11 protein-coding genes are annotated in these 12,847 nt (G+C 64.3%); 9 read left to right on the top strand and 2 right to left on the bottom strand.

All coding sequences use genetic code 11. From position 1 onward, the window contains the following. Window positions 1-16 precede the first annotated feature (16 nt). A complete protein-coding gene (locus AC0L15_RS08650; protein ID WP_473496233.1) occupies window positions 17-1,558 on the top strand; it encodes a xylulokinase in 1,542 nt (513 codons plus the stop codon). On the opposite strand, the gene AC0L15_RS08645 is transcribed toward AC0L15_RS08650, so the two are convergent. Further along, complete coding sequence (locus tag AC0L15_RS08645) at window positions 1,555-2,517, bottom strand: sugar-binding transcriptional regulator (protein ID WP_473474872.1); 963 nt, start codon at window positions 2,515-2,517, stop codon at window positions 1,555-1,557. The genes AC0L15_RS08650 and AC0L15_RS08645 overlap by 4 nt on opposite strands. A 432-nt stretch (window positions 2,518-2,949) precedes the next feature. On the opposite strand from AC0L15_RS08645, the gene AC0L15_RS08640 reads away from it, so the two are divergent. The 5 genes from AC0L15_RS08640 (at window position 2,950) to AC0L15_RS08620 (ending at window position 8,284) form a co-directional block, all read left to right on the top strand. Continuing rightward, window positions 2,950-3,960, top strand: a complete 1,011-nt coding sequence (locus AC0L15_RS08640) for an ABC transporter permease (protein WP_473496232.1) — start codon at window positions 2,950-2,952, stop codon at window positions 3,958-3,960. A 132-nt stretch (window positions 3,961-4,092) separates the two neighbouring features. After that, on the top strand, window positions 4,093-5,031 hold the full coding sequence (locus AC0L15_RS08635; RefSeq protein ID WP_128171972.1) for a sugar ABC transporter substrate-binding protein: 939 nt from the start codon (window positions 4,093-4,095) through the stop codon (window positions 5,029-5,031). Between the two features lie 50 nt (window positions 5,032-5,081). After that, window positions 5,082-6,590, top strand: coding sequence for a sugar ABC transporter ATP-binding protein (locus tag AC0L15_RS08630; RefSeq protein ID WP_473496231.1), 1,509 nt, complete (start codon window positions 5,082-5,084; stop codon window positions 6,588-6,590). A gap of 135 nt (window positions 6,591-6,725) precedes the next feature. Beyond that, window positions 6,726-7,490, top strand: coding sequence for an SDR family oxidoreductase (locus AC0L15_RS08625; RefSeq protein WP_473496230.1), 765 nt, complete (start codon window positions 6,726-6,728; stop codon window positions 7,488-7,490). Between the two features lie 8 nt (window positions 7,491-7,498). Then, complete coding sequence (locus AC0L15_RS08620) at window positions 7,499-8,284, top strand: SDR family oxidoreductase (protein ID WP_287245238.1); 786 nt, start codon at window positions 7,499-7,501, stop codon at window positions 8,282-8,284. A 226-nt stretch (window positions 8,285-8,510) separates the two neighbouring features. Here AC0L15_RS08620 and AC0L15_RS08615 read toward each other — a convergent pair whose 3' ends face one another. Next, window positions 8,511-8,633 carry a hypothetical protein gene (locus tag AC0L15_RS08615; protein WP_268931792.1) on the bottom strand — a complete coding sequence of 41 codons (123 nt, stop codon included), beginning with the start codon at window positions 8,631-8,633 and terminating at the stop codon, window positions 8,511-8,513. Between the two features lie 83 nt (window positions 8,634-8,716). On the opposite strand from AC0L15_RS08615, the gene AC0L15_RS08610 reads away from it, so the two are divergent. The 3 genes from AC0L15_RS08610 (at window position 8,717) to AC0L15_RS08600 (ending at window position 12,831) form a co-directional block, all read left to right on the top strand. After that, window positions 8,717-9,691 (top strand): ABC transporter substrate-binding protein, encoded by a 975-nt coding sequence (locus AC0L15_RS08610; RefSeq protein ID WP_473496228.1) that lies wholly within the window; start codon window positions 8,717-8,719, stop codon window positions 9,689-9,691. Window positions 9,692-9,766: 75 nt separating this feature from the next. Next, the gene (locus AC0L15_RS08605) at window positions 9,767-10,852 is read left to right on the top strand and encodes a quaternary amine ABC transporter ATP-binding protein (RefSeq protein WP_287245240.1); all 1,086 of its coding nucleotides are present in this window, start codon (window positions 9,767-9,769) and stop codon (window positions 10,850-10,852) included. Continuing rightward, window positions 10,849-12,831 carry an ABC transporter permease gene (locus AC0L15_RS08600; RefSeq protein WP_473496227.1) on the top strand — a complete coding sequence of 661 codons (1,983 nt, stop codon included), beginning with the start codon at window positions 10,849-10,851 and terminating at the stop codon, window positions 12,829-12,831. The genes AC0L15_RS08605 and AC0L15_RS08600 overlap by 4 nt, the downstream gene beginning before the upstream one ends. Window positions 12,832-12,847: the final 16 nt, after the last annotated feature.

Below are 12,847 nucleotides of genomic sequence, written 5' to 3'. Positions count from 1 at the left end.
GCTGGATTCCCGCCTGATGGACGATGTCGTAATCGGGATCGACGCCTCGACCACGGCCGTGAAAGCGATTGCCTTCACGCGCGACGGCAAGGAGCTGTTCCAGGCGCGCGAAGCCTACCCGCTTTCAAATCCCAGGCCCGGCCATTTCGAGCAGGATGCCGAACATTGGTGGACCGCGCTGCTCGGCGCCTTGAAGCAAGTCACCGAGGCGGTTGGCGCTGCCCGGGTGGCGGCGATCGCCATCGCCCACCAGCGCGAGACCTTCACGTTGATCGACCATGCCGGCAAGCCGCTTATTCCGGCGATCCTGTGGCTGGACGAGCGGGCGCGCCCGCAAGTCATCAGGCTTTCGGCGGAGCTCGGCCGCGAGACGATCCGCGACTGGAGCGGCAAACCGCCGGACCCGACGCCCGCGCTCTATGCGATCGCCTGGCTTGCCGAGCACCAGCCGCAAACGCTTGATGACGCAGCCGCACTCGTCGACGTGCATGGCTTCTTCGTCCACCGGCTGACCGGACGTCTGGTCACCAGCACGGCAAGTGCGGATCCGCTCGGGCTGCTCGACGTCAAGAATGGCACTTGGCACCCTCAGCTCGTCGAGGCCGCGGGGCTGCGCCCGGACCAGTTGCCGCGACTGGTCGCGCCCGGCGCGATCTGCGGCGGGCTTGGCGAAAGCGTGGCCCGGCTGATCGGGTTGAAGGCCGGCACGCCTGTTGTCGCCGGCGCCGGCGACGGCCAGGCGATGGGCCTTGGCATGGGCGTCTATGGCGACGGCAAAAACTACCTGTCGCTCGGCTCGGGCATCGTCAGCGGCTGTTACTCCCGTGGGATCACGACTTCGGACGCGTTTCGAACGCTGGTCTCGCCGACCGGCTCGGGCTTCATGCTGGAGACCGTGCTGCGCTCGGGCATGCAACTGGTCGACTGGATCGTTCGCACCACCGGCTCGCCGTCGGCTGCAGCGCTGGAGAAAGCAGCGGTCGACGTTGCCGCCGGCAGCGAGGGCCTGCTCGTCATGCCGTATTGGGCCGGTGTCATGAGCCCCTATTGGGACGGCGCGGCGCGCGGCGCCATTGTCGGCCTGTCGCTCGACCATGAGCCGAAGCACCTTTTTCGAGCGGTTCTGGAAGGCATCGCCTTCGAGCAGGCCATCGCCAGCGAGGCAATGGAAACTCAAGCGGCGGAAACCCAAGCGGCGCAAACGCAGGCGGCGGAAACTCTGGCCGGCGGCAAACCGGCGGCGATGATCGCCGCCGGCGGCGGCACCAACTGCGCCCTGCTGATGCGGATCATGGCAAGCGTGCTCGAGCGGCCGCTCTCAGTCTCGCCGGTCAACGAAGCCGCAGCGCTCGGCGCCGCCATGCTGGCGGCTTCCGCTATCGGATGGTTTGCCTCGCCTGAAACGGCGGCTGAGGCGATGGCCGCGCCGCCGACCCAGCATGTCGACCCCGTCGACGGGCTGGTCTCCGGTTACCGTGTGCGCAAGGCAATCTACCGCGACCTCTATCAGGCGACGCGCGAGACCCATGTGCGGCTCGGTGAAGTCGGGCAGGTTTAGCGGTTGAGCAGGCCCTTGGCGGCGTCCTCGTCGGTGATCAGAACCGATATCCTGGTGTTGGCAAGCGCCGCCCGCATGATGGCGATTTTTTCCTGCCCTCCCGAAACCAGGATGATGGCCGGGATGTCCGACAGGTCCTGCAGCGGATAGGCGCAGACCCGGCGGTTGACCTCATGGTCGACGAGCCGGCCGTCGGCGTCGATGAAATGGCATAAAATATCGCCAACTGCGCCGGCCGCCTGAAGCTCTTCGAGTTCGCTGGGCTTGATGAAGCCGTAATTGGCGATCGGACTGTCAGTGGAAAACGATCCGACGCTGAGCACGGCGATGTTTGCCCGGCGCGCGCGGAAGACGACGTCCTGAACGCTGCGCTGGCTCATGAAGGCTTCGCGCTGCTCCGGCCTGTCGGCATAGACCGGCACCGGCAGCAGAAAGCACTCGGCGCCGATCTTTTCGGCGAATTCCCAGGCGCTTTCGGTCGGGTTGAGCGGCTGGGCATGGGTGAGGCCGCCCAGCATGGAAACCACCGTCGTCCTGGCGATCGGCCGCCGCGGCAATTCATTGATGGCGAACTTCAGCGTGCGCCCCCAGCCCAGCGCGATGACATCGCCGGCATTCACATTGTCGGCCAGATAGGCGCCCGCGGCATGGCCGATCATCAGCGGCGCGTTGCTTCGGTCGGCGGCCGACGGCACCACAACGGCCTGGCTGAGCCCAAAACGCTGCTTCAGAGCCTCTTCCAGCACCAAGCATTCGACGACGCTGTCACGGATGCGGAACTGGACGACGCCCTCCTCGCGCGCGGCGGACAGGATGCGATGCACCTTGATGCGGCCGATGCCGAGGATCTCCGAAATCCTCTCCTGCGTCAGACCCTCGATATAATAGTGCCACGCGGCACGCGCCTTCAGCTCGGCATCCGGGAAGCGCGAGGCCTTGTCATTGTCTGTCATCGCCATCTTTTTGCCCTCCCGCGGTCGTCCGAATCCTTAAATGCCATTCAAATGGCGTTATCCGACCAAGCGACGCGAAATTATTCTGCGTGCCCGGGATTCGAGATTCAGGACATCGACAGGATACCTCTAAAACGTGAGTGAAAGCCAAAATGGTCAACATTTACTTCGTCTTGGCCGTCCTGCCCTGCTCAAGCAGCCGACATGAATCCGCAGGATGAGACCGGACGTGAAACGCGGCATTTCATGTCCTTTCGTAAGGCAAACCGGCTGGCGGCGCAAACCGGCGTGGAATGATGCGGTGGGCCTTGACAATTTTCCGACGAACAGTTTAGCTGAACAAAATTGCATATCAAAGATAAATTGTTCACAGGGAGGTGCCTGGTGAACAAGAGTGAGCCGACGACGCATCGCCGGATCGCTGATGGAGGAGACAAGATGGCTGTGAGCAACGGTGCAAGCGAGTTGAAGGCTGGCCCAAATGCACAGGCCGCGGCGGGCGCGAAGCTTTCGGCCCTGTTCGCCGGAACCATGGGACCGCTGATCGGGCTGGTGCTGCTGTGCCTTGCGCTGTCGGTGACCACCGACACCTTCCTCACCGTCCGCAACATCCTCAACGTGCTCGACCAGGTCACCGTGCTCGGCATCATGGCGATCGGCATGACGCTGGTCATCCTGATCGGCGGCATCGACCTGTCCGTCGGCTCCGTGCTGGCGCTCGCCGCCATGGTGATGGGGTTCGTCGCCCATCCCGACCACCTCAATCTCGGCATGCCTGCCGGCATCGTCACAGCGCTTGTCGTTGCTGGGCTTTGCGGGCTGGTTTCAGGCCTGCTCGTGACCGTCACCAGACTGCCGCCCTTCATCGCCACGCTGGCGATGATGTCGGTGGCCCGCGGTCTTGCCAACATGATCACCGACGGCTCGCAGATCATCGGCTTCCCCGACTGGTTCACCAGCCTGTCGATCATCCGCCATTTCGGCTTCCTGTCGGTCACCGTCGGCTTGATGATCGTTCTGGCCATCATCTTCGCGATCTTCCTGAACTATCGCGCGACCGGCCGCAGCCTCTACGCGATCGGCGGCAGCGCCGAGGTCGCCAGGCTGTCCGGCATACCGGTCAAGTCGCTGACCAACTGGGTCTACGCCGTCTGCGGCGTTCTGGCCGGGCTCGCCGGCATCGTGCTCGCGGCACGGCTTGATTCCGTCCAGCCGAGTTCCGGCTTCGGCTACGAGCTGGACACGATCGCGGCGGTGGTGATCGGCGGCGCCAGCCTGTCGGGCGGCGTCGGCTCGATCGGCGGCACCGCCATCGGCGTGCTCATCATCGGCGTGCTGCGCAACGGGCTGAACCTGCTTGGCGTGTCGCCCTTCATCCAGCAGGTGGTGATCGGCGTGGTGATCGCGCTGGCGGTGGCCACGGATACATGGCGGCGCAGAGCGCAATGAAGAGTGGGGCGCAATGAGATTCACCCGGATGTCCGGGCGAAAACGGATCGGTGATCCGAAACTGGGAGTTGTTCGGCCAAGGGGCGCCGTGATGCGCCGGCGGGACAGATTGAACATCAACGGAGGAAACACATGCTGACCAAACGTTCATTGCTGCTTGCTGCCGCGGCTGTCATTCCGCTGCTCGGACTGTCCGAGATGGCCTCGGCCAAGGAGGCCAAGAAGCTTGGTCTCGCCGTCGCCAACCTGCAGGCCGACTTCTTCAACCAGATCAAGCAGTCCGTCGAGGCCTATGGCAAGGAAAAGGGCATCGAGATCGTCACCGTCGACGCCAAGGGCGATTCGGCGACCCAGGTCAGCCAGGTGCAGGACCTGATCACGCAGAACATCGATGCGCTGATCTACATCCCGGCCGGCGCCACCGCCGCCACCGTGCCGACCAAGACGGCCAAGGCGGCCGGCATCCCGGTCATCAATGTCGACCGCAACGCTGAGGGCGCCCCCGGCGACACCTTCATCGCCACCAACAGCGTGGCATCGGCCAAGGCGGTTTGCGACTACATCGCCAAGCAGGCCGGCGGCAAGGGTGAGTTGATCATCATCCATGGCCAGAAAGGCACGACGCCCGAGGTCGACCGGTCGAAGGGCTGCGGCGAAGCGCTGAGCGCCTATCCCGACATTAAGGTGGTCGGCGAGCTGTGGAGCGAAGGCTGGCACCAGGACGAGGGCTTCAAGCTGACGCAGGACCTGTTGCAGTCGCATCCCGACGTGTCGATCGTCATCGGCCAGGCCGATGCGCTGGCGCTCGGTGCCGCGCAGGCGGTCAAGGTCGCCAATCCCGGCCACAAGGTCTGGATCGCCGGTTTCGACGGCGACGTGGCGGCGCTCAAGGCACTGAAAGGCGGCGTCTTCGACGTGACTGCGACGCAGCAGACGCAAGGCATGGGCCGGCTTTCGGTCGATGCGGCGATCAAGCTGGTGGCCGGCGAAACCGTTCCCGCAGAACAGCTGCAGGATGCGACGCTGACCACCAAGGACAATGTCGATCAGTTCATCGCCAAGCATCCTTAGTATCAGGCATCCCTGATCCCAAAAGAGTCCGGCAGTTGATGAGCGGAACGATGTCCCTGGATCCCAGCCATACGCAGACCCCGCATCTGGGGCTCTTCGTCAGCAGCCTCTGCAAGAGCTACGGGCCGGTGCAGGTCCTGGCCGATGCGAGCTTCGAAGTGCGGCCGGGAGAGGTCGTGGCGCTGCTTGGAGAAAATGGCGCCGGCAAGTCCACCGTTTCCAACATCATCGCCGGGTCGACCAAGCCCGATGCCGGCAGCATCACATGGCGGGGGAAGCCGTATTCCCCCGCCTCTCCCGCCGCGGCCATTGACGCCGGCGTCGGCATGATCCACCAGGAACTGAAGCTGCTGCCGGACCTGTCGGTTGCCGAGAACGTCTATGTCGGGCGCCTGCTGATGCGCGGCGGCCGCATCGACCGCGCGGCCATGAATGCGCGGGCGTCGGCCCAACTGAAGCGGCTCGGCCTCGATGTCTCGCCGGAACGCAAGGTGGGCACGCTGCGCATCGCCGCACAGCAGCAGGTCGAGATCGCCAAGGCACTGACGCTCAATGCCGAGCTTCTGATCTTCGACGAACCGACAGCGGCACTTGGCAGCGAGGAAACGGAGCTGTTGTTCAAGCAGATCCGCAAGCTCAAGGCGGAAGGCATGTCCTTCATCTATATCAGCCACCGGCTGGACGAGGTCCCCGAGATCGCCGACCGCGTCGTGGTGATGCGCGACGGGCGCATTGTCGCCCGCCACGAGCGCGCCGACATTCCGGTGCGCGCGATCGTCGAGCAGATGGTCGGCCGCAGCGTCGAGCGGATGTTCCCGCCGCTGTCGGAACCGGGCAGCGAGGCGTTGCTCGAGGTCGACAACCTGTCCTCGCCGGAACGTAGCTTTCAGAATGTCAGCTTCTCGGTAAGGGCCGGCGAAATCCTTGGCATCGCCGGCCTGATCGGCGCCGGCCGCACCGAACTGGTGCGGGCGATTGCCGGCGCCGATCCGATTTCCTCGGGGTCGGTGCGTATCGCCAGCAAACCGGTGCACCTCACTGGCCCGGCGGCGGCGATCAAGGCCGGCGTCGTGCTGGTGCCGGAAGACCGCAAGGCGCAAGGCGTGGTGCTCGACCAGACCATCGGCGAGAATCTGGCGATCGGCAATTTCGACCATGTCGCGCCGCATGGCTGGGTCTTTCCCAAGGCGGTGCAGAAATTTGCCGAGGCCGGCATCGGCCGGCTCGGCGTCAAGGGCCGGCCTAACCAGGCGATCAGCAAGCTTTCCGGCGGCAACCAGCAGAAGGTGATCATCGCCAAATGGATCTCACGGCCGCCCAAGGTGTTCATCCTGGACGAGCCGACACGCGGCATCGACGTCGGCGCGCGCGCCGCGATCTACGATGTCATCGCCGAACTCGCCCGCTCCGGCATGGCGGTGGTGGTGGTGAGCTCCGACCTCGAGGAAGTGCTCGGCCTGTCGCATCGCGTGCTGGTGCTGAGCCGTGGCCGGCAGCGTGGCATTCTAGACCGCAGCGAAGCGAGCAACGTCGCCGTCATGGAGCTCGCCACAAGCTGAGGGCGGCATAAGGGATCGGAATAGAGCGCAGCAGGTGGTATCCTCCCAGGCACCGGACCGCGCGGGGCGCCAGCCAGGACTGGCGCCCCTTCCTTCCCAGGGCAGCACCGGCGGCTCAACAGGAAAACATTTTCGATGAAACTATTCGATCTTCAGGGGGACGTTGCCCTCGTCACCGGCGCCGGCAGCGGCATCGGGCAAGCAATCGCCATCGGCCTGGCCGAAGCCGGCGCCGATATCGCCTGTTTCGGCCATACCTCGAAGGGCGGGCTGGACGAGACCGCGCACAGGATCTCGGCGCTCGGCCGCAAGGCATTGGTGCTGACCGGCACGGTGACGTCAGAGGCCGATTTGGCAGCGGCGATCGAACGCGCGGAGAAGGAACTCGGCGCGCTGACCATCGCCGTCAACAATGCCGGCGTCGCCGGGGCCGAGCCGGCCGAGACGCTGTCGCTGGAGAAATGGCAGAAGCTCTACGACGTCAATGTCAGCGGCGTGTTCCTGTCCTGCCAGGCCGAAGCGCGCGTAATGCTGACGCGGCGCAAGGGTTCGATCATCAACATCGCCTCGATGTCGGGCTCGATCGTCAACCGCGGCCTGACCCAGGCGCACTATAATTCGTCGAAGGCCGCCGTCATCCACATGTCCAGGAGTCTCGCCATGGAATGGGCCGATCGCGGCCTGCGCGTCAACGTCGTCAGCCCCGGCTACACGCTGACGCCGATGAACAAGCGGCCGGAGGTCGCCGACCAGGTCAGGATCTTCGAGCGCGACACGCCGATGGGGCGGATGGCGGCGCCGGAAGAGATGGTCGGCCCGACCGTGTTCCTGGCCAGCCGCGCTTCGAGTTTCGTAACCGGCATCGACCTGATCGTCGATGGCGGCTTCGTCTGCTGGTAGGAGAGAACATGCAGAAGCGGTTCGAGGGAAAGACGGCGGTCATCACCGGCGCCAGCGGCGGCATTGGCGCGGCCATGGCCAGGCGCTTCGCGGCTGAGGGGGCTGCTGTCGTCGTCAGCGCCATCGACGCGCGCGTCGAAGAGGTCGCCGCCGGACTGAAGGCGGAAGGCGCCAAGGTGGCATCGCTGCGCATGGACGTGAGCAGGAAGGACGAGGTCGCCGCCCTCTATGATCTGGCCGAACAGCAGTTCGGCCGCGTCGACATCTCCGTGCAGAATGCCGGCGTCATCACCATCGCCAGGATCGAGGCGATGACCGAGGCCGAATGGGACAAGGTGATGGCGGTCAACACCAAGGGCGTGTTCCTGTGCTGCCAGGAGGCGATCGCGCGCATCCGCAAGCATGGCGACGGCGGCCGGCTGATCAACACCGCTTCCGGCCAGGCGCGCCAGGGTTTCATCTACACGCCGCACTATGCTGCCTCGAAATTCGGCGTCGTCGGCATCACCCAGAGCCTCGCCAAGGAAGTGGCCAAGGAGAAGATCACCGTCAACGCGATCTGCCCCGGCATCATCGACACCGACATGTGGGCCTACAACGACGCCGCATGGGGCAGACTGATGGGCGACTACAAGCCCGGCGAGTTGATGGCAGAATGGGTGAAGAACATCCCGATGGGCCGCGCCGGCAGCGGCGAGGATGTTTCGGGTCTGGTCAGCTTTCTGGCCAGCAACGACGCCGCCTACATCACCGGCCAGACGATCAATGTCGATGGCGGCCTGATCATGTCGTGAGCAACGGGGCAGGTTCACGCGTCAATCTGCTGATATAATCGACAGGCGGCGAAACTGCAGCCGAATTGCGCGATTCGCGCCCCGTTAGTCGTTGCGCGACATGAATGTTGGTATATATAATTTCATCTCATGAAAATGGCTTCGGCGACTGCCGAGAGCCGACAGCATGGGACCTTGATGGCTCGCAAGCTTGAGGGCGCCGCAAGAGCGGCGATCGATCCGCGGATCACTGCTTCGGCAGCACGGCAGCCATGACGCGGTCGCACGACCTCTTCATCGAATTGGGCATCATTCCCGTCTGCGCCGACTTCAGCGCCGACAGCAATTTGCTGCCAATGGACTTGCGCAACGACCAGCTTTTCCAACACAATCAAAAAGACGCAAGAAGGGAACGAACGATAACTTCCACCAGAGCTTGACAGGAGCACAGGCATGTCACTTCGGAGTTTGATTTCGAGATTATCAATGGGAGCCTTAACACTTGCCGCGGCAAGTGCACTGACGCCTTCGGCCCAAGCGGCGGCGCCAGAATCAAACGACCCTATCAAGATCGCGCTGTTCGACTGGACCAGCGTCAATCTGAACGCAAAGATCCTCGGCGGCATTCTCGAAAAGCTGGGATACACGGTCGAGTACCCGACGGCCGACTATCTCTCCAGCCTGACCACCGGCCTAACCAATGGCGATCTCGCTGTCGCCATGGAATTCTGGGACACGACGGCCGGCGAAGCCATGAAGGCCTCGGAGGCGACCGGGCAGACCGAACGCCTCGGCCCGCTCGGGCCCAAGGCCAAGGAAGAATGGTGGTATCCCGAATACATGAAGGAAAAATGCCCGGGCCTGCCGAACTGGGAGGCGCTGAAGGACCCGAAATGCGCCGAAGCCTTCTCGACCGCCGAAACGGCGCCGAACGGCCGCTATCTCGGCGGCCCGGTGACATGGGAAGGTTTTGACGACGAGCGTGCCGCGGCGCTGAAGCTGCCCTTCACCGTCATCCATGCCGGCACCGACGCGGCGATGTTCGCCGAGCTGGATTCGGCCTATCAGCGCAAGGCGCCGATCATGCTGTGGGTCTATTCGCCGCATTGGGCGCCGGCCAAATACAAGGGCGAATGGGTCGAATTCCCCGACTATACGCCGGAATGCTACACCGATCCGAAATGGGGCGTGAACCCCGACGCAAAGTATGACTGCGGCAAGCCGCATGGCGAGATCTGGAAATATTCCTGGGCCGGCATGAAGGACAAATGGCCGGTCGCCTACAAGGTCGCGAAGAACTACACGATCGACACCGACGAGCTCAACAAGATGAGCGGCCAGATCGATCTTGAAGGCAAGACGCCGGAAGACGTCGCCGCCGCCTGGATCGCCGCCCACGAAGCCGACTGGAAAGCCTGGGCCGAGTGATCGCTCCAACTGGAAACTGCGAGCCCCGGTCATTCATGGCCGGGTCTCTATCCCATATTCCAGAAGGACGACTGCATGGCCGACACGACTGAACAGGTGCTGCAAGCGGCAGGCACGCCGAAGGATGCCCGCCCGATAAAGCTCGCCTGCCGCAATGTCTGGAAGCTGTTCGGCGCGAACGCGGCCAATTTCATCCGCCTGCGCGACGGCAAGGCCAGCATGGCGGAGGTCGCCGCGGCCGGGCTGGTCGGCGCGGTGCGCGCCGTCGACCTCGAAATCCGCCAGGGCGAGATCTTCATCATCATGGGGCTTTCGGGCTCGGGCAAGTCGACCTTGGTGCGCTGCATGTCGCGGCTGGTCGAGCCGACGCATGGCAAGGTCGAGTTCGAGGGCAAGGATCTCCTGAAAATCTCGGATGCCGCGCTGATCGAGTTGCGGCGCCACCGCATGGGCATGGTGTTCCAGAATTTCGCCCTGCTGCCGCATCTGAATGTGCTGGACAACATCGCCTTTCCACTGGGCATCCAAGGGCAGGACCGGCCGACGCGCGAAAAACGCGCGCGCGAAGTGATCGAGCTTGTCGGCCTGCGCGGCCGCGAGCATTTCTATCCGCGTGAGCTTTCCGGCGGCCAGCAGCAGCGCGTCGGCATCGCCCGCAGCCTCGCCACCAAGCCGGAAATCTGGTTTCTCGACGAGCCGTTCTCGGCGCTCGATCCGCTGATCCGCCGCGAAATGCAGGACGAGCTGATGCGGCTGCAGACCATGCTGCACAAGACCATCGTCTTCATCACCCATGATTTCGACGAAGCCATCCGGCTGGCCGACCGCATCGCCATCATGAAGGACGGCGAAGTCATCCAGATCGGCACCCCGGAACAGCTGGTGGTCAACCCGGCGACCGACTATGTCGCCGAGTTCACCCGCGACGTCGACCGCGCCAAGGTGATCTCGGCGCGAAGCCTGATGCGCGCCTGCGCCGGCGCCGAGCATGGCGGCGTGGTCGCGCCGGATGCCAAGATATCGAGTTTTTCGGCTGATATCGTTTCGGCCGGCAAGCCGTTCGCCGTCGTCAACGGCACCGGCAAGCCGATCGGCGAAGTCACGCCGCAAGCCGTGATCGATCTTCTGGCGGGCATCGAGCGTTCGGGGGCCAACGCATGACGGTGACGGCAAGCGCCAGCGAGGCGAGATCGCGGCCGGTTCAGCTCTGGCTGGTGGTCTGGGCCTGCGCCCTTGCCGCCGTGCTTGCCGTGTTCCTGCTGCAGGACAGGCTGCCTTGGGCGGTCAACTATCCGGCCAGCGCAATCGTTTCGGTCGCCGACTGGGTCAGCGCGCTGATGAGCCTGATAAAGTCGAACTTTTCCTGGCTGACGCGCTCGATCACCGCGGCGCTCGGCGTGCCGCTCGATTTTGCGCTCGGTCTGCTCGCCAAGAATTTCAAGATCGGCCATGGCGCCGACATGCTCGTCCTGCCGCGCCTGTCCTGGGTCGGTGTCTGCATCGCCGCATTCCTGGCCGGACGTGCCGCCGGCGGCTGGAAGCTCGGCGCGCTGGTCGGCGGCTGTTTCCTCTACATCGCGCTGTTCGGCCAGTGGACCAGCGCCATGCTGACGCTCGGGCTGATCTCCATCGCCGTGCCGTTCTGCATCGTCACCGGATTGTTCGTCGGCATCTGGGCGTGGCGCAAGCCATGGGCGGAGAGGCTGCTGATCTCCCCTGCCCTCGACCTGATGCAGACCATCCCGACCTTCGCCTATCTGATCCCGATGCTTCTTCTGTTCGGCAACAGTCCGGTTTCGGCGATGATCGCGACGGCCATTTTCGCGACGCCGCCGATGGTGCGCGCGACGATGCTGGGGCTGTCGCGGGTGCCGTCCGAGATCGACGATTTCAGCGAGATGGCCGGCTGCACGGCGCGCCAGAAACTGTGGCGCGTGCTGCTGCCTTCGGCGCGTCCGACATTGATGGTCGGTGTCAACCAGGTCATCATGCTGGCGCTCAACATGGTGATCATCGCTTCGATGATCGGCGCCGGCGGCCTCGGCTACGACGTGCTTTTGGCGCTCAGGGCGCTGAAGGTCGGCGAGGCGATGGAAGCCGGCCTTGCCATCGTGGCGCTGGCCATCGCGCTCGACCGGCTGAGCCAGGCGATCGCGCGCAATCACGCGAAGGGCCATGTCTATCAGGAGGTCAGCCCGAGCTTCTGGCGGCGCTACCCCAATCTGACGCTGGCCGTCGCCATCCTTGCAGCCACGACGCTGCTTGGCCTGTTCGTGCCGGCCTTCGCCGCGGTGCCGAAGGCGATCACCTTCACCACCGCACCCCTGTGGAAGACAGCGGTGAGCTGGATCACGATCAACTTCTTCGACACGATCGAAGCGTTCCGCGTGGCGCTGATCCTCAATGTGCTGAACCCGGTGCGCGCCTTCTGCGAGGGCTTCCCGTGGCTGGGCGCGGTGTTCCTGCTCGGCCTTGCCGGCTACCAGCTCGGCGGCCTTCGCCTCGCCGCCCTGGTCGCGGCGCTGACCGTCTTCTGCGCGGTGACCGGCCTTTGGGACAAGACCATGGCGACGGTCTATCTCTGCGGCATCTCGGCTTTCATCGCCTGCCTGATAGGCATCCCGATAGGGCTGATGGCATCACGCAGCGACCGTGTCGAAAAGATCGTCACGCCGGTCATCGACACTTTGCAGGTGCTGCCGTCGTTCTGCTTCATCATTCCGGTGGTGATGCTATTTCGCGTCGGCGACGTGACGGCGATGATTGCGACCGTCGCCTTCGCCGTGGTGCCGGCCATCCGCTACACCAATTACGGCCTTCGGCAGGTGCCGCCGGCGCTGATCGAGGCGGCAAAGGTGTCGGGCTGCACCAAGCGCCAGACGTTCCTGCGCGTGCAACTGCCGCTGGCGTTGCCCGAGATCATGCTCGGCGTCAACCAGACGATCCTGATGGCGCTGGCGATGATCATCATCTGCGCCATGGTCGGCACCCGCGATCTCGGCCAGGAGGTGTTCATTGCGCTATCCAAGGCCGATTCCGGCCGCGGCATCGTCGCCGGACTGGCCATCGCCTTCATCGGCATCGTCGCCGACCGGCTGTTCAACGCCTGGACGGCGAAGGCACGCGCACGGCTGGGGTAGCCGGAAAATAGAGGAT

It is taken from the genome of Mesorhizobium sp. WSM4846, from assembly GCF_055811415.1.
Note: the sequence above shows the minus strand (reverse complement) of the source record. Positions and strands in the feature narration are given on the sequence as shown.

Excerpts from the sequence above, each read along its gene's own strand:
- AC0L15_RS08620 (WP_287245238.1), top strand. The coding sequence starts at position 7,499 with ATGCAGAAGCGGTTCGAGGGAAAGACGGCGGTCATCACCGGCGCCAGC.
- AC0L15_RS08650 (WP_473496233.1), top strand. The coding sequence starts at position 17 with ATGGACGATGTCGTAATCGGGATCGACGCCTCGACCACGGCCGTGAAA.
- AC0L15_RS08640 (WP_473496232.1), top strand. The coding sequence starts at position 2,950 with ATGGCTGTGAGCAACGGTGCAAGCGAGTTGAAGGCTGGCCCAAATGCA.
- AC0L15_RS08625 (WP_473496230.1), top strand. The coding sequence starts at position 6,726 with ATGAAACTATTCGATCTTCAGGGGGACGTTGCCCTCGTCACCGGCGCC.
- AC0L15_RS08600 (WP_473496227.1), top strand. The coding sequence starts at position 10,849 with ATGACGGTGACGGCAAGCGCCAGCGAGGCGAGATCGCGGCCGGTTCAG.
- AC0L15_RS08610 (WP_473496228.1), top strand. The coding sequence starts at position 8,717 with ATGTCACTTCGGAGTTTGATTTCGAGATTATCAATGGGAGCCTTAACA.
- AC0L15_RS08635 (WP_128171972.1), top strand. The coding sequence starts at position 4,093 with ATGCTGACCAAACGTTCATTGCTGCTTGCTGCCGCGGCTGTCATTCCG.
- AC0L15_RS08630 (WP_473496231.1), top strand. The coding sequence starts at position 5,082 with ATGTCCCTGGATCCCAGCCATACGCAGACCCCGCATCTGGGGCTCTTC.
- AC0L15_RS08645 (WP_473474872.1), bottom strand. The coding sequence starts at position 2,517 with ATGGCGATGACAGACAATGACAAGGCCTCGCGCTTCCCGGATGCCGAG.
- AC0L15_RS08605 (WP_287245240.1), top strand. The coding sequence starts at position 9,767 with ATGGCCGACACGACTGAACAGGTGCTGCAAGCGGCAGGCACGCCGAAG.